The organism is Enterobacter cloacae complex sp. HYC003_NIDB (assembly GCF_056673375.1).
In genome coordinates, this window is the sequence record NZ_CP114220.1 from 4,727,893 (window position 1) to 4,754,560 (window position 26,668).

At 51.2% G+C, this 26,668-nt stretch carries 28 protein-coding genes, 1 tRNA gene and 1 pseudogene; 19 read left to right on the forward strand and 11 right to left on the reverse strand.

Annotation, left to right across the window (positions count from 1 at the left end; translation table 11 throughout):
* Positions 1-158: 158 nt before the first annotated feature.
* A complete protein-coding gene (xanP, locus tag O1722_RS22640; RefSeq protein WP_033486999.1) occupies positions 159-1,550 on the forward strand; it encodes a xanthine/proton symporter XanP in 1,392 nt (463 codons plus the stop codon).
* 118 nt (positions 1,551-1,668) lie between these two features.
* Entirely contained in the window at positions 1,669-3,363 is a 1,695-nt protein-coding gene (locus O1722_RS22645; RefSeq protein ID WP_033487000.1) for an AsmA family protein, read from the forward strand.
* A gap of 128 nt (positions 3,364-3,491) precedes the next feature.
* Here O1722_RS22645 and yicI read toward each other — a convergent pair whose 3' ends face one another.
* Together yicI and O1722_RS22655 are read right to left on the reverse strand one after the other, a co-directional pair.
* Positions 3,492-5,810: an alpha-xylosidase gene (gene yicI, locus O1722_RS22650; protein WP_033487001.1), complete on the reverse strand. Its 2,319-nt coding sequence runs from the start codon at positions 5,808-5,810 to the stop codon at positions 3,492-3,494.
* A 12-nt stretch (positions 5,811-5,822) separates the two neighbouring features.
* A complete protein-coding gene (locus tag O1722_RS22655) occupies positions 5,823-7,214 on the reverse strand; it encodes a glycoside-pentoside-hexuronide family transporter (RefSeq protein WP_033487002.1) in 1,392 nt (463 codons plus the stop codon).
* A gap of 287 nt (positions 7,215-7,501) precedes the next feature.
* Here O1722_RS22655 and O1722_RS22660 point away from each other — a divergent pair.
* Both O1722_RS22660 and O1722_RS22665 read left to right on the forward strand, forming a co-directional pair.
* Positions 7,502-7,596, forward strand: a tRNA-Sec gene (locus tag O1722_RS22660).
* A 161-nt stretch (positions 7,597-7,757) separates the two neighbouring features.
* The gene (locus tag O1722_RS22665) at positions 7,758-8,942 is read left to right on the forward strand and encodes a tyrosine-type recombinase/integrase (RefSeq protein WP_023302872.1); all 1,185 of its coding nucleotides are present in this window, start codon (positions 7,758-7,760) and stop codon (positions 8,940-8,942) included.
* 4 nt (positions 8,943-8,946) lie between these two features.
* On the opposite strand, the gene O1722_RS22670 is transcribed toward O1722_RS22665, so the two are convergent.
* The gene (locus O1722_RS22670; protein WP_023302871.1) at positions 8,947-10,311 is read right to left on the reverse strand and encodes a hypothetical protein; all 1,365 of its coding nucleotides are present in this window, start codon (positions 10,309-10,311) and stop codon (positions 8,947-8,949) included.
* A gap of 267 nt (positions 10,312-10,578) precedes the next feature.
* Between O1722_RS22670 and O1722_RS22675 the strand changes: the two genes are divergently transcribed.
* Positions 10,579-10,722 carry a hypothetical protein gene (locus tag O1722_RS22675; protein ID WP_032667872.1) on the forward strand — a complete coding sequence of 48 codons (144 nt, stop codon included), beginning with the start codon at positions 10,579-10,581 and terminating at the stop codon, positions 10,720-10,722.
* A 5-nt stretch (positions 10,723-10,727) separates the two neighbouring features.
* On the opposite strand, the gene O1722_RS22680 is transcribed toward O1722_RS22675, so the two are convergent.
* Genes O1722_RS22680 through O1722_RS22690 form a run of 3 tightly spaced genes read right to left on the reverse strand, consistent with a single transcriptional unit; the run spans position 10,728 to position 12,284 of the window.
* Positions 10,728-11,291 (reverse strand): phage polarity suppression protein, encoded by a 564-nt coding sequence (locus O1722_RS22680; RefSeq protein ID WP_023302870.1) that lies wholly within the window; start codon positions 11,289-11,291, stop codon positions 10,728-10,730.
* 28 nt (positions 11,292-11,319) lie between these two features.
* The gene (locus O1722_RS22685) at positions 11,320-11,538 is read right to left on the reverse strand and encodes an ogr/Delta-like zinc finger family protein (protein WP_014830132.1); all 219 of its coding nucleotides are present in this window, start codon (positions 11,536-11,538) and stop codon (positions 11,320-11,322) included.
* Between the two features lie 2 nt (positions 11,539-11,540).
* Positions 11,541-12,284, reverse strand: coding sequence for a hypothetical protein (locus tag O1722_RS22690; protein WP_023302869.1), 744 nt, complete (start codon positions 12,282-12,284; stop codon positions 11,541-11,543).
* Positions 12,285-12,821: 537 nt separating this feature from the next.
* Between O1722_RS22690 and O1722_RS22695 the strand changes: the two genes are divergently transcribed.
* The 7 genes from O1722_RS22695 (at position 12,822) to O1722_RS22725 (ending at position 18,459) form a co-directional block, all read left to right on the forward strand.
* Positions 12,822-13,088 carry a helix-turn-helix transcriptional regulator gene (locus O1722_RS22695; protein WP_023302868.1) on the forward strand — a complete coding sequence of 89 codons (267 nt, stop codon included), beginning with the start codon at positions 12,822-12,824 and terminating at the stop codon, positions 13,086-13,088.
* The gene (locus O1722_RS22700) at positions 13,085-13,642 is read left to right on the forward strand and encodes a host cell division inhibitor Icd-like protein (RefSeq protein WP_023302867.1); all 558 of its coding nucleotides are present in this window, start codon (positions 13,085-13,087) and stop codon (positions 13,640-13,642) included. Before O1722_RS22695 ends, O1722_RS22700 begins: the two co-directional genes overlap by 4 nt.
* Positions 13,639-13,866 (forward strand): hypothetical protein, encoded by a 228-nt coding sequence (locus O1722_RS22705; RefSeq protein WP_023302866.1) that lies wholly within the window; start codon positions 13,639-13,641, stop codon positions 13,864-13,866. The genes O1722_RS22700 and O1722_RS22705 overlap by 4 nt, the downstream gene beginning before the upstream one ends.
* A complete protein-coding gene (locus O1722_RS22710) occupies positions 13,863-14,183 on the forward strand; it encodes a DUF5375 domain-containing protein (RefSeq protein ID WP_023302865.1) in 321 nt (106 codons plus the stop codon). The genes O1722_RS22705 and O1722_RS22710 overlap by 4 nt, the downstream gene beginning before the upstream one ends.
* A gap of 13 nt (positions 14,184-14,196) precedes the next feature.
* Positions 14,197-16,530 (forward strand): primase-helicase zinc-binding domain-containing protein, encoded by a 2,334-nt coding sequence (locus tag O1722_RS22715; RefSeq protein ID WP_023302864.1) that lies wholly within the window; start codon positions 14,197-14,199, stop codon positions 16,528-16,530.
* Positions 16,531-16,918: 388 nt separating this feature from the next.
* Positions 16,919-17,617, forward strand: coding sequence for a hypothetical protein (locus O1722_RS22720; RefSeq protein WP_023302863.1), 699 nt, complete (start codon positions 16,919-16,921; stop codon positions 17,615-17,617).
* Between the two features lie 215 nt (positions 17,618-17,832).
* Positions 17,833-18,459 carry a DUF6680 family protein gene (locus tag O1722_RS22725; protein ID WP_050515883.1) on the forward strand — a complete coding sequence of 209 codons (627 nt, stop codon included), beginning with the start codon at positions 17,833-17,835 and terminating at the stop codon, positions 18,457-18,459.
* A gap of 5 nt (positions 18,460-18,464) precedes the next feature.
* Here O1722_RS22725 and O1722_RS22730 read toward each other — a convergent pair whose 3' ends face one another.
* On the reverse strand, positions 18,465-18,656 hold the full coding sequence (locus O1722_RS22730) for a toxin-antitoxin system HicB family antitoxin (protein ID WP_032644386.1): 192 nt from the start codon (positions 18,654-18,656) through the stop codon (positions 18,465-18,467).
* Positions 18,657-18,781: 125 nt separating this feature from the next.
* Here O1722_RS22730 and O1722_RS22735 point away from each other — a divergent pair, with 125 nt between their 5' ends.
* The 5 genes and pseudogenes from O1722_RS22735 to O1722_RS22755 all read left to right on the forward strand — a co-directional run bounded on the left by O1722_RS22735 (position 18,782) and on the right by O1722_RS22755 (position 21,872).
* Positions 18,782-19,123, forward strand: a complete 342-nt coding sequence (locus O1722_RS22735; protein ID WP_006812446.1) for a SymE family type I addiction module toxin — start codon at positions 18,782-18,784, stop codon at positions 19,121-19,123.
* A 58-nt stretch (positions 19,124-19,181) separates the two neighbouring features.
* The gene (locus tag O1722_RS22740) at positions 19,182-20,210 is read left to right on the forward strand and encodes a virulence RhuM family protein (RefSeq protein ID WP_071963934.1); all 1,029 of its coding nucleotides are present in this window, start codon (positions 19,182-19,184) and stop codon (positions 20,208-20,210) included.
* A 263-nt stretch (positions 20,211-20,473) separates the two neighbouring features.
* Positions 20,474-20,913: pseudogene (locus O1722_RS22745) on the forward strand (Hcp family type VI secretion system effector).
* Positions 20,914-20,922: 9 nt separating this feature from the next.
* A complete protein-coding gene (locus O1722_RS22750) occupies positions 20,923-21,288 on the forward strand; it encodes a tlde1 domain-containing protein (protein ID WP_071963931.1) in 366 nt (121 codons plus the stop codon).
* Entirely contained in the window at positions 21,285-21,872 is a 588-nt protein-coding gene (locus O1722_RS22755) for a hypothetical protein (RefSeq protein WP_223230146.1), read from the forward strand. Before O1722_RS22750 ends, O1722_RS22755 begins: the two co-directional genes overlap by 4 nt.
* 32 nt (positions 21,873-21,904) lie before the next feature.
* Here O1722_RS22755 and O1722_RS22760 read toward each other — a convergent pair whose 3' ends face one another.
* The 4 genes from O1722_RS22760 to O1722_RS22775 all read right to left on the reverse strand — a co-directional run bounded on the left by O1722_RS22760 (position 21,905) and on the right by O1722_RS22775 (position 24,790).
* Positions 21,905-22,348: a GNAT family N-acetyltransferase gene (locus O1722_RS22760; protein ID WP_032652089.1), complete on the reverse strand. Its 444-nt coding sequence runs from the start codon at positions 22,346-22,348 to the stop codon at positions 21,905-21,907.
* A gap of 48 nt (positions 22,349-22,396) precedes the next feature.
* Positions 22,397-23,167, reverse strand: coding sequence for a GlxA family transcriptional regulator (locus tag O1722_RS22765; protein WP_223230145.1), 771 nt, complete (start codon positions 23,165-23,167; stop codon positions 22,397-22,399).
* A gap of 353 nt (positions 23,168-23,520) precedes the next feature.
* The gene (locus tag O1722_RS22770) at positions 23,521-24,000 is read right to left on the reverse strand and encodes a hypothetical protein (RefSeq protein ID WP_032655497.1); all 480 of its coding nucleotides are present in this window, start codon (positions 23,998-24,000) and stop codon (positions 23,521-23,523) included.
* 1 nt (position 24,001) lies between these two features.
* The gene (locus tag O1722_RS22775; protein WP_032652084.1) at positions 24,002-24,790 is read right to left on the reverse strand and encodes a winged helix-turn-helix domain-containing protein; all 789 of its coding nucleotides are present in this window, start codon (positions 24,788-24,790) and stop codon (positions 24,002-24,004) included.
* Positions 24,791-25,412: 622 nt separating this feature from the next.
* Between O1722_RS22775 and O1722_RS22780 the strand changes: the two genes are divergently transcribed.
* A complete protein-coding gene (locus tag O1722_RS22780; protein WP_015570068.1) occupies positions 25,413-26,015 on the forward strand; it encodes a helix-turn-helix domain-containing protein in 603 nt (200 codons plus the stop codon).
* A 52-nt stretch (positions 26,016-26,067) separates the two neighbouring features.
* Positions 26,068-26,652 carry a fimbrial protein gene (locus O1722_RS22785; RefSeq protein WP_015570069.1) on the forward strand — a complete coding sequence of 195 codons (585 nt, stop codon included), beginning with the start codon at positions 26,068-26,070 and terminating at the stop codon, positions 26,650-26,652.
* The last annotated feature ends 16 nt before the right edge of the window (positions 26,653-26,668 follow it).

The window sequence follows — 26,668 nt, forward strand, 5'->3', positions numbered from 1 at the left end:
ATGAGCCGCCGGCGCGAAAAGTGTAATTTTTTTTTCCTGTTCGTTGTAGAAAACCTGCTCACACCGGCAGATTTTCTCTCTTTTTTTTGCTGGCAATCGTTTGCTTTTACCAGGTGGTCAGCTAAAATGCCCGCTTTTCCACCGTGGGATTGCCGCCGATGTCTGTTAACACTCTGGAGTCTGCTGATGCGCAAACGATTGCGCAGAAGCAAAACAGCGAACTGATTTACCGCCTTGAAGATCGTCCCCCGCTGCCTCAAACCCTGTTTGCCGCCTGCCAGCACCTGCTGGCGATGTTCGTTGCGGTCATCACGCCGGCTCTGCTGATTTGCCAGGCGCTGGGGTTACCGGCGCAGGATACGCAACACATCATCAGTATGTCTCTGTTCGCTTCCGGCGTGGCCTCCATCATTCAAATTAAAGCCTGGGGTCCGGTGGGCTCGGGTTTGCTGTCGATTCAGGGCACCAGCTTTAACTTTGTGGCGCCGCTGATCATGGGCGGTACGGCACTGAAAACCGGCGGCGCAGATGTCCCGACGATGATGGCGGCGCTTTTCGGCACCCTGATGCTGGCAAGCTGCACAGAGATGATCATTTCCCGCGTTCTGCACCTGGCGCGCCGGGTGATCACCCCGCTGGTCTCCGGCGTGGTGGTGATGATTATCGGCCTGTCACTGATCCAGGTGGGTCTGACCTCCATCGGGGGCGGCTACGCGGCAATGAGCGACCATACCTTCGGCGCGCCGAAAAACCTGCTGCTGGCAGGCGTCGTGCTGGCGATCATTATTCTGCTTAACCGCCAGCGTAACCCGTACCTGCGCGTGGCATCGCTGGTGATCGCCATGGCGGCCGGTTACCTGCTGGCGTGGGCGCTGGGCATGCTGCCGGAAAACACCACCCCAACCAACAGCGCGTTGATTACCGTGCCAACGCCGCTCTACTACGGCCTGGGCATTGACTGGAGTCTGCTCCTGCCGCTGATGCTGGTCTTTATGATCACTTCGCTGGAAACCATTGGCGATATCACCGCCACCTCCGACGTGTCCGAGCAGCCGGTCTCCGGCCCACTGTACATGAAACGTCTGAAAGGCGGCGTGCTGGCGAACGGACTGAACTCGTTTGTCTCGGCGGTGTTCAACACCTTCCCGAACTCCTGCTTTGGCCAGAACAACGGCGTGATCCAGCTGACCGGCGTGGCCAGCCGCTACGTGGGCTTCGTGGTAGCGCTGATGCTGGTGGTCCTCGGCCTGTTCCCGGCGGTGAGCGGGTTTGTGCAGCACATCCCTGAGCCGGTGCTGGGCGGCGCGACGCTGGTCATGTTCGGTACCATCGCGGCCTCTGGCGTGCGTATCGTCTCCCGCGAGCCGCTGAACCGCCGCGCAATCATGATTATTGCGCTGTCTCTCGCCGTAGGGCTTGGCGTCTCCCAGCAGCCGATGATTTTGCAGTTTGCCCCTGACTGGGTGAAAAACCTGCTCTCTTCCGGCATCGCCGCGGGCGGTATTACCGCTATTGTGCTGAATCTCATTTTCCCGCCTGAAAAGAACTGATCCCCACACGGCAGGCTGTCAATGCCTGCCGTGACATCTCTTTACACCATTCCCGCCTTGAGCATTGCGCATAAATCGTGCATAACACCCTTATGTGCGTTTCGCGGGAAGGAAGACCATGAAATTTATTGGAAAGCTGCTTATCTATCTTCTGGTAGCCCTGCTCATTGTAGTGCTCGCCTTTTATTTTCTGCTCCAGACCCGCTGGGGCGCATCGCAGGTCAGCAGCTGGATCACGGTGAATACCGATTACGAGCTCAACTTTGACCTGATGGATCACCGCTTTTCATCCCCTTCTCACATCCTTCTGGAAAACGTTACCTTCGGACGAGATGGCAAACCGGCCACGCTGGTCGCTAAAAAAGTGGATATTGGCTTAAGCAGCCGCCAGATCACCGACCCGCTGCATATGGATGCCATCACCCTGTTCGATGGCACGCTGAATTTATCGCCGCAGACGGCGCCGCTGCCGTTCCAGGCCGACCGTCTGCAACTGAATAACATGGCCTTTAACAGCCCGAATACGGAGTGGGATCTCAGTGCGCAAAAGGTGACCGGCGGCGTCAGCCCGTGGCAGCCCGAGGCGGGGAACGTACTGGGAAAAAATGCGCAAATCCAGATGAGCGCCGGGTCGCTCACGCTCAACGGCATACCGGCCAACAACGTGCTGATTCAGGGACAACTCAACGGCAAAGAGGTGGTGCTGAATACCATCGGTGCCGATATGGCGCGCGGCTCGCTGACGGGCTCGGCTCTGCGTAATGCCGACGGTGGCTGGGTTATCAACACCCTGCGTCTGAATGAGATCCGCCTGCAAAGCGACAAATCGCTGCTGGATTTCTTCGCCCCTCTCTCCACCCTGCCTTCGTTACAGATTGGGCGGCTGGAAGTGACCGATGCCCGTCTACAGGGGCCAGACTGGGCGGTAACCGACCTCGATCTCAGCCTGCGTAACCTCACCCTGAGTAAAGGTGACTGGCAAAGCCAGGAGGGACGGTTATCCATGAACGCCAGCGAATTTATCTACGGCTCGCTGCATCTGTTTGACCCTATCCTGAATGCGGAATTCTCCCCGCAGGGCATTGCGCTGCGTCAGTTCACCTCCCGCTGGGAAGGGGGCATGGTGCGCACCTCCGGCAACTGGCTGCGCGAGGGTCAGGCGCTGGTGCTGGACGACGTTGCCATTGCCGGGCTGGAATATACGCTTCCGGAAAACTGGAAAACGCTGTGGATGGACCCGCTTCCGGCATGGCTGAACAGCGTGACGCTAAAAAAATTCGGCCTGAGCCGCAACCTGGTGATCGACATCGATCCGGCGTTCCCGTGGCAGATCACCTCCCTCGACGGTTATGGCGCTAATCTGCGGCTGGCGCAGGATCACAAGTGGGGCGTGTGGGGCGGTAACGCAACCCTCAACGGGGCGGCAGCAACCTTTAACCGCGTCGACGTGCGTCGCCCGTCGCTGGCGCTGAATGCCAACGCCGCAACGGTAAATATTACCGATCTGAGCGCCTTTACCGAGAAAGGGATCCTGGAAGCGACCGCCACCGTGTCACAGCTGCCACAGCGACAAACCACCGTGAGCCTGAACGGGCGCGGTGTACCACTCAACGTTTTGCAGCAGTGGGGCTGGCCAGCGCTGCCGATTGCAGGCGACGGCAATATTCAGCTCACCGCCAGCGGCAGCGTGCAGGCCAATGCGCCGCTGAAGCCGACGGTGAATGGGAAGCTGAGCGCGGTGAATATGGATAAACGGCAGGTGCAACAGAAGATGACCGGCAGGATGGTGTCGACGGTAGCTCCGGCACAGTAAAAAGCCGGGTGGCGGCTTCGCCTTACCCGGCCTACGAGGTTTTGGTTCCTTCTACCGTGGGTGAGGGCATCAGACCGCATAATTACCGTAGGCCCGGTAAGCGAAGCGCCACCGGGCATTTTTCCAGCTCAGAGGTGAACCACCACCTCATCCCCCTCGGCTTTCACCACCACACCCCATTCGCTGCCCGCATGTGAACCGCCTTTTACGCCGCCGACCTTCTGCACGTTGCGCAAGCACACCGACCAGTTTTGCGCATCTCCCGCGCCGGTAAAGGTCACGACGTCGCCCTGACGTGACGCCTTCAGCGTAAACACCACAGAGCCGTCCGCCGCAGGCACTTCACTCACCGCCGTTGCGCCATCGCTCAGGTTAAAGAGCTGGAAGGCCGTCCCCTCGTGCCACGCATAGTCCGGCTTCTGGTTATTATTGCCGAGCGCCAGCAGTGTGTTGTCGCGCACATAGACCGGCAGGCTCTGGAAATCGTGCTGCTGCTTATGCCAGCGGCTACCCTCGATTTCATCGTTGTGCCACAGGTGCGTCCAGCGCCCTTCCGGCAGGTAGAACTGCACGTCGCCCGCCTCGGAGAACACCGGCGCCACCATCATTGAATCCCCCAACATGTACTGGCGGTCGAGGTAATCGCACGCCGGATCGTCCGGGAACTCCAGCATCATCGCCCGCAGCATCGGCGTGCCGAACTCGCGGGCCAGCGCCGCCTGACGATACAGGTACGGCATCAGCTGGCATTTCAGCTGCGTGAAGTGGCGCACCACATCGCAGGACTCGTCATCGTACGCCCACGGCACGCGGTAGGAGTTGCTGCCGTGCAGGCGGCTGTGGCTGGAGAACAGCCCGAACGCGCACCAGCGTTTGTAGACGTGCGCCGGAGCGGTGTTTTCGAACCCGCCGATATCGTGGCTCCAGAACCCGAAGCCGGACAGGCCAATCGACAGCCCGCCGCGCAGGCTTTCGGCCATCGACTCATAGTTGGCGTAGCAGTCGCCACCCCAGTGTACCGGGAACTGTTGCGCACCCACGGAGGCAGAACGGGCAAACAGCACCGCCTCTTCTTCTCCCACCGTCTCTTTCAGCACGTTCCACACCAGTTCGTTGTAGATGTAGGCGTAATGGTTATGAATCTTCTGCGGATCGGAACCGTCAAACCACTGGACCTCCGTCGGGATACGCTCGCCGAAGTCGGTCTTGAAGCAGTCGACGCCGATCTCCACCAGGCCTTTCAGCTTGTCGGCATACCACCGGCACGCGTCCGGGTTGGTGAAGTCATAGATCGCCAGCCCCGGCTGCCATTTGTCCCACTGCCACAGGGAGCCGTCCGGGCGCTTGAGCAGGTAGCCCTTCTCTTTCAACTCCCGGAAGATCGGCGATTTCTGGCCGATATACGGGTTGATCCACACGCAGACCTTCAGCCCTTTCTCTTTCAGGCGGCGGATCATGCCTTTCGGATTGGGGAAGGTCACCGGGTCCCACTCGAAGTCGCACCACTGGAAGGCCTTCATCCAGAAGCAGTCGAAGTGGAACACGTGCAGCGGCAGGTCGCGCTCGGCCATGCCGTCGATAAAGCTGTTAACCGTCGCTTCGTCGTAGTTGGTGGTGAAGGAGGTGGTCAGCCACAGGCCGAACGACCACGCAGGCGGCAGTGCCGGACGGCCGGTGAAGCGGGTATAGCGGTTCAGCACTTCTTTCGGCGTCGGGCCGTCGATCACAAAGTACTCGAGATACTCCCCTTCCACGCTGAACTGCACTTTGGAGACTTTTTCGGAGCCGACTTCAAACGAGACGTTCTCCGGGTGATTCACCAGCACGCCGTAGCCGCGGTTGGTCAGGTAGAACGGGATGTTTTTGTAGGACTGCTCGGTGCTGGTGCCGCCGTCGCGGTTCCAGGTTTCGACCGTCTGGCCGTTGCGTACCAGCGCGGTAAAGCGCTCGCCCAGGCCGTAGACCGTTTCCCCCACGCCCAGATCCAGACGTTCAAACACATAGTTGCGATCGGTATTGCTGTCCTGCACGTAGCCGTTGTTTTTCAGCTGGCTGCCGGTAATGCGCTGGCCGTTGCGCAGGAAATCCAGCGCCCAGAACTCGCCTTTGGCGACGCGCACGCTGACGCTGCCGCTTTTCAGCTCGGCAAATTCGGCGTTGTTTTCAATCTCAACTTTTACATCCTTCAGAACGTTCAGCGGATAGTGCGGGCCGTTGTTCAGCGCACCCTGGAAGTGCTCAATGCGCACCCCGACAATCCCTTCCTGCGGGGCAAACAGGCGCACCGTGAACATCAACGTGTCGAGCTGCCAGGTGCGTTCGCGCACGTCACGCGGCGCCACATACACCACCAGGTCATTGCCCTGCTGCTCCACGTCGAACACCTGCACCGGATAGGTCACATTCAGGCCCGGTTGAATAAGCCAGTTTCCATCACTGATTTTCATGCTTACGTCCTCTTAGTTCTGCAATTCTTTGCTGACCGGCAGGTTTTCAAACTCCTGCTGATTGCGGCGCGCGCCCTGCGCCAGCTCGCGCAGAATTTTGGTCAGGAAGGGGGTTTTCAGCGTGTAGTAGCGCCTGGCGATAATGGCGCTCAGCACGTAACAGATCGCCGGTGCCAGGGTAAACAGGCCGATGATGATGCTGATGGTCGCGCTGTTCTGGGTTTTGGCTGCCGCGTCGTAGCCGCCGCCTGCCAGCATCCAGCCTATCATCGCCCCGCCCAGCGCCAGGCCGAGTTTCAGCACGAACAGCGTGCCCGCAAAGCTGATGCCGGTCAGACGTTTGCCGTTGGTCCATTCGCCGTAGTCGACGGTATCGGACATCATTACCCACTGAATCGGCGTCACCAGCTGGTGCAGCACGCCGATAACGAAGATGAAGCCGAACATCAGGACGGTGGCATGCATCGGCACGAAGAACATCGCCACGCTGACCACCGCCAGCGCGGCGTTGGTCCACCAGAAGATGCTGACCTTGCACTTCCAGTCGGTGAGCGGTTTCGCCAGCGCGGAGCCGATCAGGTTGCCGACGCAGTAGGTGGTGAGGAACGCGACGAACACTTCCGGCGAACCCATGATCCAGGTGCAGTAGTACATCATCGCGCCCCCGCGCACGCAGACGGCGAGAATGTTGAGGATGGTGAGCACGCCGACGATGCGCCACTGGTCGTTTTGCCAGATATCACGCAGATCTTCACGCATGGAGGTGGTGCTCGGCGGCACCTGGATGCGCTCTTTGGTGGTGAAGAAGCAGAACGCCAGCATCAGGAACGCGACCACCGACAGCACGGCGATCCCGCCCTGAAAGCCGAATGCTTTGTCATCACCGCCAATCAGGTTCACCAGCGGCATCATCAGCACCGTGGAGAGCATGCCGCCCGCCGTCGCCAGCACAAAGCGCCAGGACTGAAGGGAGATACGCTGCGTCGGGTCGTTGGTGATCACGCCGCCCAGCGCGCAGTAAGGGATGTTGACCACGGTATAGAGCAGGGTCAGCAGGGTGTAGGTAACGGCGGCGTAAACCATTTTACCGTTGAGGCTGAGGTCCGGCGTGGTATACGCCAGCACGCAGACGATGCCGAACGGGATCGCGCCGAACAAAATCCACGGACGGAACTTACCCCAGCGGCTGCGGGTGCGGTCGGCAATCAGCCCCATGCACGGGTCGGAGATCGCATCCAGCGCGCGGGCCAGCAGGAACATGGTGCCGACAAACCCGGCGGGAATACCAAAAATATCGGTGTAGAAAAACATCATATAAAGCATGACGTTATCAAAAATGATATGGCTGGCGGCGTCTCCCATGCCGTAGCCAATCTTCTCTTTTACTGACAGGACTTCGCTCATATTTTTATCCTTCACGCTGTAGGGGGCGCTGAGACCGGTTACCGTTTTTTAAACCATTGTTTCAGGGGCGGGTATTGCGTTTTCTGGTTAAGAGATTACGTTTCTTGTTTTTTGTGATCGGGATAAAAGTTGATGAGCACGAAATGCTAACCTGAGGATTTTCTTAAGAATTAGCTGAAACAGGGGGGTTAAGGTCAAAAGAGAGGTGAAAAAAGTGGTGTGGGGTATGTGGTAAATGCCTGAAAGTAGCTATAATGCGCCCCGCCTCCATGTAGCAATGCAGGCGCGGAAGATCGTCATCTCCGGTGAGGTGGCTGGACTTCAAATCCAGTTGGGGGCGCCAGCGTTCCCGGGCAGGTTCGACTCCTGTGATCTTCCGCCAAAATTCCTCCGCCGCTATCCGGGAACGTATAAAAATCCTTTATTTTCAGTATACATAGTAAATCACTCATCCGTAAACGTCCGACAAGTTCTCCCTGAATCCGTGAAAAATATGTATAGTGATGTGTATAGATCTTTTATACACATTTTTGACTTATACACATGCCACTCACAGACATTCAAATTAAACGAGCAAAGCCCCAAGACAAGCCCTACACATTGAACGATGGTCAAGGCCTGTCATTACTCATCAATCCAGACGGCTCAAAGGGCTGGCGCTTCCGCTTTCGTTTTGCCGGTAAAGCACGGCTAATGTCATTTGGCAGCTACGACCTTGTGAGCCTTGCAGAAGCACGTGAGAAACGCGATACAGCTCGTAAGCAGGTAGCAAACGGCATAGACCCAGTAGAAGAACGTAAAGCCCAAAAGCTGGCACAGCAACTCTCAACAGAGAATTCATTCGAAGCCATATGTCGAGAATGGCACACCAACAAAGCTGACCGCTGGACAGTGGCCTATCGCGAAGAAATCATTAAGACATTTGAACAAGATGTGTTCCCGTTCATTGGTAAACGCCCTATCAGTGAAATCAAACCGTTAGAACTGCTTGAAGTATTGAGACGAATAGAGAAGCGTGGAGCACTAGAGAAGACCAGAAAAGTGCGCCAAAGATGCGGCGAGGTCTATCGCTATGCAATCATAACTGGCCGCGCAGAATACAATCCTGCTCCTGATTTGGCTATTGCTTTGACCGTTCCGAAGCAAAAGCATCATCCATTTTTATCCGCTGAAGAGTTACCTCATTTTATTCGTGATCTTGAAGCGTATACCGGCAGCATCATCACTAAGAATGCGACAAAAATAGTTATGCTAACTGGTGTTCGAACACAAGAGATGCGCTTTGCTACGTGGGATGAAGTTGACCTTGAGAAAGGTATTTGGGAAATCCCAGCAGAAAGGATGAAAATGCGCAGGCCTCACATAGTGCCGCTTTCTACTCAGGTAATCGACCTTTTCAAGCAACTCAAGCCTATTACTGGTCACTACCCTTATATTTTTATTGGCAGGAACAACCGTAGTAAACCGATCTCAAAAGAAAGTGTGTCACAGGTAATTGAGTTGCTTGGTTACAAAGGACGTGCTACCGGTCACGGTTTTAGACATACAATGTCGACAATTTTACATGAACAGGGGTTTGATAGTGCATGGATTGAAATGCAGTTAGCACATGCTGATAAAAACAGTATACGAGGCATTTATAATCATGCGCTATATTTTGAAAAACGCAGTGAAATGATGCAATGGTATGCTGACAACTTATATGCATATTATAAATTGCCAGCATGATAAATCATTTTGATTTGAGTATAAAATAGGATGGGTGGTTTTTAATCGCCGCCATTCTATTATTATAATCATAAACTGTTTTTCCTGCTTGCAAAGCTACTGCAAGAAAACTTGCTGGCATTGTAGTTAACCCAACCGCCAGCAACCCAAAATCAAAAGCTGAATTTAAAACAACATTCTTTTTCATATCTTTTATTGCCTTTTTAACTTCAGGCATACCTTCATCTATAATTTTCTCTTTAAGCTCTTGATGTAATCCTATTATCTCGTTTTCACTACTTGCAAATTGAATCCGTCTAGCTATATCTTTAAGGATTAACTTATAAGCATTAAAACTCTCACCATAGTCTTTTTTGACATTTGCGATATAATCAATTGAAAGATTATTCAATATTGGAGAATCAACTTCAACCATTTTTTGAATAACACTTGAACCGTCATTTAGATAAGGAAGTATTTTATTAATAAAAGGACATGTAGTTGTGAATGATGAATTTAGATAATAGGCAAATCCATAATCTATAGAAAAACTATTGTAATGCTGAGAAATTGTTCTGTGAATGGAGGATTTGACCCAGTTCTTGAAAATTTCTTCAGTCTCAGGAGGTGTGTCTTTTTTTATTTGGAATCTCAACAACCCGCTACTTTGATCATAATCAATAACCTCCATTGTAGAGTAGTTATAACAATTCACATAGTCACTAGTACAATCACTCAAATTAATAATAATAAAATCACTTATTTCTTGAGCGTCTAGTATTTTTATATGCCCTTCAGCAGATAGGCGCTTACAACTCCTATAACTTGCAGCATTTAAATATTCGCTGACAATAGCCGGATTGGATATCATTTCATGCAACTTTTCCTCATCGGCATCATTCAGAAGCACAGCTTGCTTTGTAACATAGTGATACGCGCTCGATTTTCTCCCAACAATCTGTATAGAACCTATAGCAATAAGATCTTTGTTTTTTCTTATAAAATTTATAAAATTTGCCACCTGAGACTTTAACTTTGGAATGATGTTTGAATCCTTTTCCCAAAGCATATTACTCATCGTTTCATCGATATCCGTGCGTTTAGCTTGGTAATAGCACTCAATAATTTCATCATTAATTATTATATTATCAATGCTAAGAAGAGCCTTGTAATAAAAACTAGAATCATTTATATCCGTCATATATAAATTCAAAAACCCATCATCCTCCAGAAAATACTTAGCTTGAGCATCCACTTCTGAAGAATAACTGTAATACTCCTCTAACAACCTCACAAAATCTGAATCAGGAACATTCGAATATACCTGTGAGGAATCAATATCGTCATATAATTGACTTTGCAAAAGAAAATCTATTAAATTTTTATCCATATCTTCTCCAAATTCGTTTAAATACTACCTAAATTAGTTCAGAACAACCCCAAGCCCCCATTAGGTAATGCTCTAAACCTCCGACCATTAGAGGGTCATTACAGCATATTACGCTTTAGTCACGTCATCAGAAATCACATCGTCATAGAGATGCGGTTTATAACTCATCTCCAATAACTCAGTGACATTAAACTGCTAAAAACGATTAACATCTGAAGCGCGCAATGCTCTCCCCGCCACGCCTGCCCGCTTAAGGGGGCGCTTTTAATGCAGGTGCATGACCGGCCTCAGGGCGCGCCAGTGCTGGCGCTGGCGGGGGTTCCAGTATCGGTAAAACGCATGCAAAACCATGCACCTTATGCATGCATGGCTTTTTTATTGGAAAAAGGCGGGATTTTCGGGAATTTTTGAAAGGACTACTGCGCGGCCAGCTCTGCGCGTCGGCGGGTGTAATTCAGGTTCTGTGCGGGTGTGAATTTTTCACGATTATCATCGCGCGAAGCCGCGTCAGGCCTGAATCCGATGGCCGTTAAAATGTCATTATCCTGCGCCGAATAATTAATTTTTTCACCGGCGGCCAGCCAGACCTGCAGCGCCTCACGCAGATAGTCGAGTGAATGCTGCATGGCGCAGCGCTGAATGGCGGAATGCTGCCCGGAATAATTCATCAGCTCCGGGGCAAGGGCGGCGGCCAGCTCCGCGCCATGTGCCTGCATAAAATCATTCAGACGGTTACGGATGCTGATTCGCTGCACCTCCTCATGCGAGCGAATATAACGCCCGGCAGCCTGGTTAATTTCCCACTTTTTCACGTCGATAATTTCGCGCAGGGTTTGCAGGCTCCGGCCGCTGCGGCCGTTACCGGCAAGCTGTTCGCGGTATGCCTGTTCGGCCTGCTTCAGTTCATCCCGGCGTTGCAGCCAGGCGGATTTGTTTGCCTGACAGGCCTCAAAGGCTTTCTGTAGCGTCAGTGTGGTCACGTATATCTCTCCTGATGTCTGGCCGTGCTCACGCACCGGCACGGTTAACGGTGGCCGCCGGTGCGGGTACAGGGATAACCGGCTCAGTAACCGGTGAACGGATAATACCGTCAACGGATTCAAGTGTACGGAAGGTTGCCGAGCACTCGACGTTCACGCACTGGTGATAGCGTTGTTTGACGTTCTCAGACAGATAGCGACTGGTGCGGGCGTGCGCACTGGTTTTGCAGAACGGGCAGTGAAACATACTTATGCCTCCGCTTTTGTCTCGCCATTATCAGCCAGTTTTCTGGCGAGCATCATTCTCTTCGCCGGGCTGCGTAACAGCTCCATATCCACACCGTTAATCTGCGGCCGGTGCATGCCCGTCACAGACAATACCGGCTCCTGCTTCATATCGAAGTGATACAGACTGCCCTGACGGCTCAGCGCATCGCGCAGCTCGCCGACGACAACGGACTGGGGTGCACTGTCACCCTGCATTTCGAGGGCGCGAATGCGCAGCAGGAAAGCACGAATGAGCGCGGCGGGGAGCGTGTTGACCGCCTGAGCCCATTCCGCACCGGCATAAGTGGTAAAGGCATCATCATGCGCTGACAGGTATTTACTGGCGGTCGAGCAGGCATTCAGCATGGCGCGTGTCCGGTCAGTTTCCAGCTCCGCAATCAGGCCGGTGAACTCGTCGGCCAGCTCGCGACTGGCGATACGCCTGCTGTGCTCAGCTTTCATTTCAGGGGTGAGATTGCCGCGCAGAGTTCGGAAGCGACTGCGCCAGTCCTGCTCCGCCTCTGCACTCTCACTTAGGGCGGTCTGCCGCTCCTGCTTACAGCGTTCAATGGACGTATCAATCTCTTTCAGTTCCTTCATGCTGGCCGCATGTGTGTTTCTGGCCGCAGTGAATGCGCTCAGCTTGTCTGTGATGCGCTGGCTGCTCTCTGCGGACTGTTGGGCGGCTACATTCTGCAGGGGGGTAATGACTGTTTCGGGTTTCATGTTCAGGCTCTCCGTGTGTTCAACCTGAAATGATTCTGCCCTTCATCACACAACATCTCGATTGATTGCAGTTGTGGCAGTTCTGGCACAAACAGCACTCAAAACCCGGCTTGCCAGAGAAAGGTCTCAGCAAAACCTTGCTCATCGTTTGTTTTTTTACTTAGAACTATTCACCACTGTTCACCTTAAATAAAAATATAAGAAATACAGTAAGATAAAGGGTGAACAGTTGACGGCATGACTGTTCACCGTCTGTTCACCACTGTTCACCCTCCTGTTTTGCTCTGTCTATACCACTTAGACTTTATTTCGATTAAAAATGAAAAATGTATAACTAAAAGCAATAGAAATTGCTGCATTGTAATGCAGTGATTTGCATATGTTTGCCAGCGTTTTCCTTTGTTTGCCATAGCGAAAAGTCAATGTTTGTTTCCCCAAAAATCTCACATGACCTGAGGAAAAATATAGACATAATAAGGAGCTACCCGAAGCCGGACGGACATGACCGGCACTGTATGGACATTATGAGGTAGCCCGATGCACACCGATTTTTCTTCCCCGTCTTCTGCCCCTGTCGCGCCGCTGATGTCGGTCTCTGATGCCGTTCAGGAGCGCTTTATCCGCCTGCCTGAAGTGATGCATCTGTGCGGCCTGTCCCGGTCGACCATTTACGACCTCATCAGCCGGGAGGCTTTCCCGAAACAAATCAGCCTGGGCGGAAAAAACGTGGCGTGGGCGCAGTCTGAAATTACTGCATGGATGGCGGATCGCATTGCCGAACGTAACCGGGGCTATGACGCATGATGATGACCGTTCAGCAAACCCCCCCTTTTTCTGGCTTGCTTCCTGTCGCCGTTTCCAGGTATAGTTTTCCCGCTGTCGCAAAATCGGCAGCCGGAATTGGCGTTCCGTGTAACTTATTGGCGACTTCAGACGCGCCTTGCGTCTTTTTTTACGTCGTAGCTCAGGCACACCCATTTTCCGGGCTGTGGTGTCTATGTGTACACCATTGTTCCAGCAAGATAATGGTAGTCCGGGCGGGGCAGCCTTCGGGCTGGCCGGTTTCCAATAAGGCCGGTTACGCCAACCCCGTTCGGGCTGCCACCAGTGAAATTGGCGTTTCCGGTGGTAGCAGCAACCGCTACTTATTGGAGGCTGCCATCATGGCTACTATCCTCACCCCATCACACCCGCAATTTGTCTTTGTGTTTGCCGCCGTTCGTCGCGCAGACCGTAAACCCCGTATCTGTATGCTCCGCACCGTTGCCGGTGATGAACACGCTGCACGTCGTTCCCTCGTTCGCGATTACGTCCTCTCGTTTGCTGGCCGTCTGCCGGTTGTGGAGGTGCGCGCATGAGACACACCACCATTACCGCCCGTGACCTCGAATGCCTTGAGCATATGCGCAATGTCGGCCAGCTCGTCAACGAACTGATGCAGGTGCAGGACTGCGCCACCGTTCGTCGTGACCCTGCGCAGCAGTTAAAGCTCACCTCCGTGATTTACCTTATGACCGCCCAGCTCGACGGCGTGGTCGAACGCTGCAATCAGCGCTGGCTGACCGGGGAGGGCAACGTATGAAAAAGCCTCTTTCACCCGTATTACGCGCCGCGCTCTATCGCCGCGCCGTGGCCTGTGCATGGCTGACGGTATGCAAGCGTCAGCGCCGCTACCCAAACCTCACCCTCGACGCGCTGGAAAGTGCGATTGCCGACGAGCTGGAGGGCTTCTACCTGCGCCAGCACGGCGAGGAAAAAGGCCGTCAGATTGCCTGTGCACTGCTGGAAGATTTGATGGAAGACGGACCACTCAAGGCCGCGCCCTCACTGTCCTTTCTCGGGCTCGCAGTAATGGATGAACTCTGCGCCCGTCACATTCAATCGCCTGTTGTGCACTGAGGGAGAAAAAAAGATGAAAATGAACGTAACGGAAACCGTAAAACAGGCGTGCGGCCACTGGCCGAACATTCTCCCTGCACTGGGCGTGAAGGTGATTAAAAATCGCCATCAGTCCTGCCCGGTGTGCGGTGGCTCTGACCGTTTCCGCTTTGACGATAAAGAGGGGCGAGGCACATGGTTCTGCAACCAGTGCGGTGCGGGTGATGGGCTTAAGCTGGTCGAGAAAGTGTTCGGCGTGACCGCATCAGAGGCTGCCGGGAAGGTGAACGCCGTGACCGGCAACCTGCCGCCGGTTGCCCCGGAAATGATTGCGGCCGCAGAGGCTGAAACGGAGGCTGAACGCAAGGCGGCGGCCGCACTGGCCGTCAGGCTCATGGGGAAAACCCGCACGGCCAGCGGCAACGCCTATCTGACCCGCAAGGGCTTCCCCGACCGGGAATGTCCGGTACTGTCGGTTATGCAAAAAACCGGCGGCGTGACGTTCCGCGCCGGTGATGTGGTTGTCCCGCTGTATGACGATTCCGGTGCGCTGGTTAACCTTCAGCTTATCAATTCTGAGGGTCTCAAACGCACCCTGAAAGGCGGTCAGGTTAAAGGGGCATGTCATGTCATCGAAGGGAAAAAACAGGCCGGAAAACGCCTGTGGATAGCGGAGGGCTATGCGACCGCGCTCACCGTGCATCACCTGACCGGTGAAACTGTCATGGTGGCGCTGTCGTCCGTGAACCTCCTTTCTCTGGCGAGCCTTGCCCGTCAGAAACACCCGGCCTGTCAGATTGTCCTCGCTGCTGACCGTGACCTTAGCGGCGATGGCCAGACAAAAGCCACCGCGGCCGCAGAAGCCTGTGAGGGCATTGTCGCCCTGCCTCCGGTGTTCGGTGACTGGAATGATGCGTTTATGCAGCACGGCGGGGAGGCCACGCGAAAAGCGATTTATGACGCCATCCGGCCACCGGCACAAAGCCCGTTCGACACCATGAGCGAGGCGGAATTTACCGCCATGAGTGCCAGCGACAAGGCCTGGCGGGTACATGAGCATTACGGCGAAGCGCTGGCGGTGGATGCGAACGGCCAGCTCCTGTCCCGTTATGAAGCAGGGATATGGAAAGTCGTTCAGCCGTCCAGTTTCGAACGCGACGTAGCCGGGCTTTTCCAGCGCCTGCGCGCTCCGTTCTCGTCGGGGAGAATCACCTCAGTGGTAGAGACGCTGAAGCTGATTATTCCTCAGCAGGCCGCACCGGCACGCCGTCTGATTGGTTTTCGCAACGGGGTACTCGATACCCGGAGCGGCCTGTTCAGCCCGCACAGCAAATCGTACTGGCTGCGCACGCTGTGCGACGTGGATTTTACCCCGCCTGTTGAGGGGGAAACACTGGAGACCCATGCCCCGAATTTCTGGCGCTGGCTCGACCGTGCTGCCGGTAGCAGACCAGAAAAACGCGACGTGATTCTGGCCGCGCTGTTTATGGTGCTGGCGAACCGCTACGACTGGCAGCTCTTTCTCGAAGTCACCGGTCCCGGCGGGAGCGGGAAAAGTATTCTGGCCGAAATCGCGACCCTGCTCGCCGGGGAGGATAACGCCACGTCGGCCGACATCGACACGCTGGAAGACCCGCGCAAGCGTGCCTCCCTGATTGGCTTCTCGCTGATCCGTCTGCCAGACCAGGAAAAATGGAGCGGTGACGGCGCAGGACTCAAGGCCATCACCGGCGGTGATGCAGTTTCAGTTGACCCGAAATACCAGAATCCGTACTCAACGCATATTCCGGCGGTGATTCTGGCCGTGAACAATAACCCAATGCGCTTCACTGACCGCAGTGGCGGTGTGTCGCGTCGCCGGGTGATTATTCATTTCCCGGAGCAGATTGCCCCGGAGGAACGCGACCCGCAACTCAGGGATAAAATTGCGCGCGAGCTGGCCGTTATCGTGCGCCAGCTTATGCAGAAATTCAGCGACCCGATGGCAGCGCGCGCACTGCTCCAGTCGCAGCAGAACTCCGACGAGGCGCTCAGCATCAAGCGCGATGCTGACCCGACGTTTGATTTTTGCGGCTATCTGGAAATGCTGCCGCAGACCAACGGGATGTTTATGGGTAATGCCAGCATCGTCCCGCGCAATTATCGTAAATATCTCTATCACGCGTATCTGGCCTATATGGAGGCTAACGGGTACAGGAACGTGCTCAGCCTGAAAATGTTCGGGCTGGGGCTGCCCATGATGCTGAAAGAGTACGGCCTGAATTATGAGAAGCGGCACACAAAGCAGGGGATACAGACTAACCTGTCACTGAAAGAGGAAAGCTACGGCGACTGGCTGCCGAAATGCGACGAACCCGCAGCGACTTAACCAACTCCAGACCGGCAACAGCCGGTCTTTTTCTTTCCGGCAATTGCCACAGGGTGAACACTACACTGTTCACCCTTCACCGTATATTCACCCTGTATCACTATGAAATTATTGATAAAAAAGCAAAGGTGAACAGTGTGAACAGTAAAACCCAAAAAAACTTTTTATCCCCCCCTCATAACCATCGTATTGCGGTGATGGTTGCCGGAAACAGGCCAGAAACGCGCTGAGGTGAAGAGTTGACTGTTCACTCTTCACCAACTGATCACCATCTATCAGCATGATATTAAAAAGAAAAATAATGAGGTGAACAGTGTGAACAGTTAAATGCAAAAAAAGTTTTTTTGCGTATGATGTCGATATGAGGCTTCACAAGAGAATTTGAATAATGGATAAGACTAGAGACTTTATTCTTGGAGGGCTTTCTCGCTTTGGCTTGGCTGATTTGCCCGGCAGACCTTACGATTCTGCTTTTGAATTAATAGCCTCCCCACCTATACGCAAACGCCTCATTGTGATGGGCTTCAATGGTTCGTCAGCTGATTCCCATATGACCAACAGCCAGTCTATTATTCAGGATCATTCAAAGCCTTTTGTCTCGAATGTCCATTTAGGGACGCAGGGGGAATGGGGAATTACTCACCTAGCTAAGCGACTACAACAGATACCTATCAGCCTCGGTTACAGATGGGAAGACGTAGTATTTACTAATGCTATAATGATGTGCTCAACCAATGCCTCAGCACTCAAACAGGAGGCGAGTCGACACAAACTAACTGTAGAACAACTCGTAAAATACTCCGCAAGATTTTTTGAGAATGTCACAATCCCTCTGTGTAAGCCTGAACTGATTATCGCTTATAGCAACAGTCTACAATCCCTTTCAGCAGCAAATATTTTGCTAAAACACTTCGGTGACCCAAGCACTCTCATCTATACGCAGCAGAAGGGTTATTACACAACTTTCGCTTTCTCAGCCGTACTAAATGATGTGAAAATCCCTGTAATATGTGTCCGTCATATGTCTAGATTTAAACCTTCAGAAGAGTTAATTGAAACAGCTCTAGAGATGATGAAGGGACTTTAGCTTTATCCGTCAGATTGAACCATACACTTGGAACAATGTGTATAGCGATGTGTATAACCCAAACATCATCTCAAAACAAAACACAATAAAAACAGAAAGTTACATCCAAATCAGAACTCCTGTGATCTTCCGCCAAAATTCATATAATTAATTTTTTCAAATATCCATTCTTAAAGCATATAATATCTTTATAACTATCACTCAGGAAGTGTTATATGAATATATTATTTGGCATGGAAACAAAAGATATAATTATGACAGCAGCAGTTATTGTTGGCCCTGTTCTTGCTGTTCAAATACAAAAAATATTAGAGCAATTCAGAGAAAGAAAACAAAGCCGCTTATCGATATTCAGAACTTTAATGTCTACTAGAGCTCAAAGATTGCATAGAGAACATGTGCAAGCATTAAATATGATCGATCTAGAGTTTTATGGAAGAAAACTCCCAATAATAAGAATCAGATACCAAACCAAGAAAGAACAAACTGTTACTCATGCCTGGAAAAGTTATAATAGCCATCTAAATAAAATTAATGACTACCCAGATATTAATATTTGGATATCCAAATCCGATGATCTTTTTACTGACTTGCTCTACGCTCTTTCGCAAGCAATGAATTACGATTTTGATAAAGTACAATTACAAAGAGACTGCTATAGGCCAATTGCTCATGGCGATTTAGAAACAACACAAGCAAATATCTTAAAAGGGTTAGAAAAAGTTTTCTCTGGCGATACAGCCTTACCGATGTTCATCACTAATGCTCCCATGAATAATTCAAATCAGAATGATGAAGTCATGCCTGAAACAACAACTGATTTCGATACAGAAACACGCTGACATATTCATGCTTTCGGTGAAATACCCTTAGCTCGTAACGCCTCTCTCGCCAACTCCTTTAACCAGCTAGCGAGGCTCACCCCTTCCTCAGCCGCCACCGCATCCAACTGTTCCTTCAATGCCGGATCAATACGCATCTTAAACTGCGGAGATTGTCCGCCGCCTTTTGGTTTTTTTTCGCGCGATATGATTGACATGAGGCCACCTATCCATCTACTCTGACACATATAGGAGGCCACCTAATCCTCCTGTATTAGCAACGCTCCGAAGTGCGGGAACACAACCGGAGCGTCTAACCTCACCAACTATCAAGGAGTTGATTATGGCTGATTCGCATTCTACCCCAGACACTGACCAATCCGGAACCGAGCGTTCATTAATTGTGGGATACCGCCCGAATGTTTACGACAAATCCACGCCTAAAATCATCCTTTCCGGCAAGTGGCTGCGCGCGGCGGGGTTTGATACCGGGCAGCAGGTCACGGTAAAGGTCATGAAAGGATGCATCGTTCTGGTGGCGTATAACGAGCAGGAGCAGCGTTTGCAGGACGATTATAAACGGACGAAAGCAAAGCTTATTGAGATAGAGGACGCGCTTGCAGCGATCCAAATTCCACATGCTGGAAAGCGCCTCGCAAAATCAAATACAAACCACCTGGCTTAGCGGCTGTTTCTGGCATACTACGAGCTTACAGGCATCAACCTTATGAAGCGGAGGCAGCATGACATATGAGGAATTAATAAATTCTCCAGCCGGTGAGTTTGTCATGTTTGCCAGCAAGGATGGAAAAGTTCGCATTGAATGCCGCTTCGAAAGCGATACGTTGTGGCTCTCACAGGCCACGATCTGTGAGTTATACGGCAAAGCCAAAGCTACGATCAGCGGTCATATCAAGAATATTTTTGATGAGGGTGAACTGGTCGAAAATTCAGTTGTTCGGTTTTACCGAACAACTGCCAGCGATGGTAAAGTATATAACGTTCAATACTTTAGCCTGCCCGTCATTCTCGCCATCGGCTATCGCGTCCGATCCACGCGAGGTACGCAGTTCCGCCAGTGGGCCACCCAAACGCTCCAGGAATACCTGGTTAAAGGCTTCGTTATGGACGACGAGCGCCTGAAAAATCCGCCTGTGGGATCTTCCGCCGTCCCTGACTATTTCGATGAAATGCTGGAACGCATTCGCGATATACGTGCCAGCGAACGCCGGGTCTATCTTCGCGTGAGGGAGATTTTCGCATTAGCTGCTGACTATCAGCCGTCGCTCAAAGAAACCACGCAATTCTTTCAGACCATCCAGAATAAACTGCATTTTGCCTGCACTGGGCACACCGCTGCTGAGTTGATTCACCAACGTGCGGACGCCACTCAACCGCATATGGGGCTGACCAGCTATAAATGCGAAGAAGTCCGTAAAAGCGATGTCACCACCGCAAAAAATTATCTGTCTCAGGATGAGGTGAGCGAGCTTAATCGCGTCGTTAATATGTGGCTCGATTTTGCCGAAGATCAGGCCAAACGCCGCAAGCAGGTATTTTTACGAGACTGGCAAACCAAGCTCGATCAGTTTCTGCAATTTAATGACCGGGACGTTTTAGAAGGAGCAGGCAAAATCAGCAAGAAAACGGCTGATGAAAAGGCGTGCTCAGAATACCTCGAGTTTGAAAAAAAGCAGCGCCTGCTGAAAGAAGCCGAAGGTAAGAAAGATATCGCCGGCTTATTAAAATGGGATAAGCAGGCTAAGCGCTAATCCCGGCATAGGTTCATTATTTAATGATATTCATCATTTCAATATTTGATGCTTTTTTTAGTGACTATTATTCTTGCGATGGAAGAATAGTCATAAATCAACCTTATAAATTTTTAAACGTCAATTGATACCATCCATATCTCGCAACTACAACTTTCTATTAAACCAACCAAAATTCTTTAACATTCCTGTTTTGAAATGAAAGTCACAATTTAAATCCATAATGAAGAGTAGTTTCCCTCAGTCTATAAAAGGAGATTGAGATGGCTATACCTGTTTACTTATGGCTCGAGGATGATTCAGGCCGGAGGATTAATGGTTCTGTCGATATAAAATATCGCGAAGGTTCAATAGAAGTGATTGAATTTATGCATTCTATAGAACAACCTATAGATAAATTCTCCGGTAAAATCACTGCAAAACGCATTTGTAGTACCTATGCATTCATGAAAGAGATTGATTCATCATCCTCTTATCTATACAAAGCCTTATGCACTGGGCAAACACTTAAAAAAGCAGAGTTCATATTTTACAGAATCAACTAAGAGTAGTTCAAATTGAACCACTCATGTTTGACATTAAACTACCGCGAAACGAACGCTATACACATTGTGAATATGTAGATCTAACATATGAAAAAATAACATGGCATTACATAGATGGAAACATCATTCATTCTGATACCTGGAAGGAACGCGCTTAAGGAGAAAGTATGTCCTGGGAATATGATGTAAAAGAGCACAAATTTTATCTTGATGGTGTTTATCAGTTCGATGCAGATTATGCAGGAGCAAGTGGTTACAAAAACGATCCATCTCATGAATGTGTAAAAAACAGTGGGCCTCTACCTCGAGGGAAATACACAATTGGTTCCCCTCATAATTCAGCCCACACCGGGAAATATACTCTCAGCCTCACGCCCTACTCGACAAATGAGATGTGTGGTAGAGACTCATTTAAAATACATGGTAAAAGCAGTTTGCACCCTGACGACTCTTCAGAGGGCTGCATCATTGCTCCTCTGAGTGCGAGAAGAAGCATCTGGAAAAGCAACGATACGGTGTTGATTGTCAAATGAAGCGTTTAATTTGTTCATTGCCATTACTCGTTGCAGTCAGTTCGCACGTCTCAGCAACGGAAATGACCGGCTTCGCGACCGAGTATTACGATGAAGACGGATCATTGACGGAAATTTCTACAACAGTGCCCCTTTCACCGACCATCGCTATAGGCAAGCAAGCCGTACGAATGGAGGTTACTCACCTGTCAGATATCACCAGCACACCAGTTAACAAAGACAGCTCAGCACGCTGGGTCTGCCTTCATGACGACGATGGCACGAATTACTGGTTCATTTCTGATAACGAAATGGGTGCAGGATTGTTAACTGCGCTAGTTATTGCCAAAGATGGCATCCATAAAGAGTGTGCTAAAACAACGGAACCTGTCAGCGTCTCAGTCGCGAATGTTCCATTGTTGAATGCTACTCACAGGAATCTAATTGAAATATTCGGCAAGAAAGGGATCGCCAAAAAGAAAGCGATACTTTTTTATCAGGAGACGCCAGTACAGAATGGATTCATCCAGAGTAATACGGTCTCGTATTACTTTGATGGCGAAAAATTGCGCGGCGTAATTATCGGGCAAATAACCAGTAACTAGCTTGCAGGCTCCCTCTTTTACAGAAGAGGGCGTTAAGCCTGTCCACTCAACCGCATATGCAACAGCGGAAACGGATTCCCCTGCCCGTCCAGCTCCGAGCGCCCGACCGGCTCAAACCCCATATAACGATAAAACGCCACCCCCTGCGGATTCTGCTCGTTCACATCCACTTCATTTACGCCGAATTCTGCGATGGCATATTGCAGCAGCATTTTCCCGATACCCTTCCCCCGGCTCGCATCATCCACAAACAGCATTTCAATGCGATTTTTATCCACGCCCAAAAAGCCGTGAATAATACCCACGTCATCCCGGGCAATCACAACCCTGAGATTAGGCAAATATGCGTTGAGCAATAACGGACGCAGCGCCGCGATATCGCTTTCCTGCAAAAAGCGGTGCGTGGCGCGAACGGACGACTCCCAGACTGCGACGAGGCGTTCAAATTGTGAGGGGTGTGCGGCTTCTATTTTCATGATGATATTCCGGTTGAGTAAAGTTTCAGGGCAGCAATGTAATGATATTCAGCTCTGCGACGTGCGCCACACGCCAGGCGTACAACCATACTCCGTCTGAAAATGACGAATAAAGTGCGCGCAGTCGCTGAACCCCATCCGCTGCGCAATATCCGTCACGCTTTGCTGTGAGTTCTTCAGCAGCCAGCAAGCATAGCGCAGTCTGGCGCTGCGGATAAATTCGCGGGCCGTTTTGCCGAATTCTGCGTGGAACAGACGGTTGAGCTGGCGTTCACTCAATGCCACTTCTCGCGCAAGCCCGGCGGTGGTGAGCGGCCGGGTCAGGAACTGTTCTATCAGCATGACGGCGCGGCGCAACCGCGAGTCAGGGATAAGCGCAAAATTCGCCGGACGCGGGGTGGCAATTTCATGCGGAACGAGCGACAAACGCTGACAGGTGGTGCTGGCGATATCATCCCCGGCATGGGCGCGGATAAGCTCAGTTGCCAGCGTCAGGGTGGAAATACCGCCCGGGCAGGTCAGCACATCGCCATCGTCGATGAAATCATACCCTTGCTCAGCATAAACCAGCGGGAAAGCCTGCCGAAATGCATCAAGGTGGAAAGGATGGATGGACGCTCGTCGTTCATTCAGCAATCCTTCCTGTGCGAGGACAAAACTGCCGGTGCCAATGCCAATGAGCGGAACCCCGGCATGGTGGGCATGTGCCAGATACGCTTTATCCCCCTGATACCCTAAGTCCAGATACTGCAATTCACCGCCGATAACAGCAAGATAGTTAAAACTGTCCGGCGGCGCATGGGGGGAATCCGGTCTCATGATAATCCCCGCATTGCTGATAATCGGGATATCAGGAAATTCACTTATCAGGCTGATTTTAAATGCTAATTTATCCTGAGCTTTCGCTGCATAACGCAGCGCCTCCAGCAACCCGGAGACGGCCAGGAGTGAATAACGGGGCCATAATATCAACCCAATATGCAGACACTTTTCCGGTACTGATTTCCCCCCATCGGAGGAGTCAAATACACTTTTCATTTACTTGCCAAATTTAAAATTAATTACATTATCGCAACATGATCTGTCGCACTTTTTATTTCTAAGGTAATCCTGATATTTTAAATCAAGCATAAATGAGACGGGAGGAAAATATAATGTTTTTCTCGTTTATATCATTCTTTTTTTGAACCACGACACACATATGTCGGTAATGTTCCTAAGGTAAAGATATAGTTACCATTATGTTGTTCATTGATCCGCATATAAATACTCTTGCCCGGATAGACAAAGAATTGCGGTTCATATTTTTCCAGCCAGCTGTCTTCGACATTATCGTCCGGGAACGTCATATTTTTTTCTGACGCCAGCAAATAGAGATGATCTTGTCTCTCCACCCGAAAGGAAATTTTCCTGTCAATGGTTTTACCCGGATCGCTCTTTGCCCGGCCATTCATGCTCAGGGTGCCGAGTTTCCCGTCGAAGGTGTAATTCAGCCAGACCGTCAGCGTCTCATCCGGATGGTGCTGTACCAGATTAGCCTGGCATGAAAAAGGCTGAACGTAAGTTCGGTGCCACAGGTAATAGCCCGTCAGCACGCCTGCGGTGACGAGGCCCGTCACGATGATATACAGCATCTGCCGAAAACGAGTCATGCTAGCTATCCTTCAGGAAATAATCAGATATACAGCGGTTCGGCTCTTTCATTGGCCGGTCGCAGCGAATAACCGACGCACGAGGAAGCAGAGCGTACCAGCTGATGTAAACCCAGGGATATTGCGCGCATTCAGCCTTGAATTGTTCCACATAGGTCAGCGCTGAAGCGCGTTCAGCGTGAGTCTGAATGTCATTCGCAAGATAAACGCGACAGGCTCCGACGGATGCCGCAAAACGGTAATCCTCAACAAAACGGTTTTCTGTGGCGTTCATATATCCCGTCACGCCTGCCCCGGCCAGGACGATCAATAGCCCCATGACGACAGCCAGCCAGCGCGTGGGCTTCCTGGCAACGGGCGTTGCTGGCTCGGAGGATGCAGAGACCTCCTCGATCGCTGGCGCCTCCACACATTGTCCCTCTGCGGGTTGAGGCGCGACGGGTGAAGACTCTCTGACGGTTATTTGCGTGTCGCTTGCCAGCGTCAACCCAATCCGCGGAATGGTAACGATAGGGTCAGTTTCAAAACCAATCTTTTTGAGCCCTTTGCGCAGGATGGAGATGTTCTGGTAATAGGTATTGGAGGAGACAAGCATGCCGCGGCTTTGCCAGACAATATCAAGGAACTCTTGCTGAGTGACAATCGACCCCGCTCTGTCGATTAATAACAACAGGCATCGGCCTGCTGGCGAATTTAACACAACCACACGGTCAGGATTGTTGATATCACGTAACGTGCTGGCCGCAGGATGAAATTCGACGATATTATTTATAATGTAATGCTTATGCATAGGGGCAGTATGAATTCTCCGGTTAACAGATGTTGAACCTGGGTCACCGCATGTATGGGATGACATTCACGTCGGGATTAATGTGACTGATTAACGTCATGCTGTATATCTTCGCCATTGGCGAAAAATCTTAATTTATATTTCATCCCTTAAGCTTCACTGAACCTGCATAAGAACTCAACCCTTGTAGAATGCGGCTTGCAGAGCCGCTTCATCCACGATCATCCTCATTATGATGGGTTTTTGTATGCTTTTAAGCCACCTTTCTATCAGTTTTTATCGATGATAACATTCGTAAATTGTTATTCCCCGTCAGCAACTTCACACCCGCACTGACACCAGACGACAAACTCCTTACAAAACATTTATCAAAGCTAAATTTTCATTAAAAATAGCGGCTATCATAATTTACAGAAAGCGAAGCGGAATAAGACCAATCAGAGGGAAGCGTCGTAACCGGTCTCGATCTTAGTAATTAATACAATTTTAGATTAATTCAGATTACCTCTTTATTGGCCGACGTATAGTAGGCCTACAGTATGCAATACGTCATTGCTTCGAGAATACTGGCGATAACCTTATAAATAATTCGCCTGATTACTATTATAAATCGAGGAATAACATGACGAACAATAGCCAAATAACACAGCATATAACTGTTGCACTGATGGGCGGCGATCATTATGCAAGAAACGGCATTAAAACATTATTAAGCAGCATCCGCGACGACCTTCACATCATTATCATCGAAGGAGGTTATCAGGAACTGGATAAGGCGCTGTCGTCGATTCGTATCGATATCTTATTTATATCCGGCGCAGAGAAATACCATACAGGGTATGACTCACTGAAATATTTAAAAAAAATCAAAGTCACGCAGCCTGAAGTGATTATCTGCCTGTACTCAACCTCTGCCCATTCCCTGTTATGGGTCCGGGAAGATATTGATGCCTATATCTCGCTACAGAACACGGTTTATCAGTGGCGGATAAAGCTAGCAAAAATGGTCGATAGCCATTATCGGCCCCAAAAGCAGCCAGCGGCGTTATCGCTGACGCCTGGAGAAAGGAGGGTATTAAAGGAACTCAGGAACGGACTAGATATACGTTACATCGCAGAACTGGAGAAACTTTCTTATCGCCGCGTGAGCGCCTTAAAAAGCTCAGCGATAAGGAAACTCGGGCTCAGGAATAAGACAGATTTGCTGGTCTTTTTAACCAGTTAGACCTGCCGCTTTCAGAGCAAATCTCGTAATAAAAAAATCAAGGAACTATGAAATGAAAGCACGCCTTACTTGCCATTCTCTGCTGGCATTAAGCATTGCCGCCCTGCTGCCAGCGGGCTCAGCACTGGCCGCCACCACCAGCGGCGGCACGGTTAACTTCAGCGGTAAAGTGGTGACCTCCGCCTGTGCCATCAGCGCCGGTAGCGCCAATATCGACGTCGACATGGGTGAAGTGCGTACCGCCACGCTGGCTGCCGCAGGCAGTGAAGCCAGTACCGCAAAAGCCTTCTCCATCACCCTGGAAGATTGCGAAATCGCCGATACCTCGGCGTCCACGGAAGATAACCCTATTGCCGCAACGACCGTGGCTATCACCTTCACCGGTACACCGGACAGTACCGATGTGAATAGCCTGGCCGCGGGAGTAAACGGCGGCGCGGGCTCGGCGCAGCATGTCGCTATCCGTCTTTATGACGAACAGGGCAACGTCGTCAGGCTGGGTGAGCCGGCAGCAGCGATCCCCCTGCGTGCGGGGGCGAACATCCTGAACTTCAGCGCGAAATATTACTCCCCACTGGGCAACGCCACGGCGGGTGATGCCAGCGCGGTCGCCACCTACACCGTGACCTATTCGTAATCTTCAGGCCCGGTCT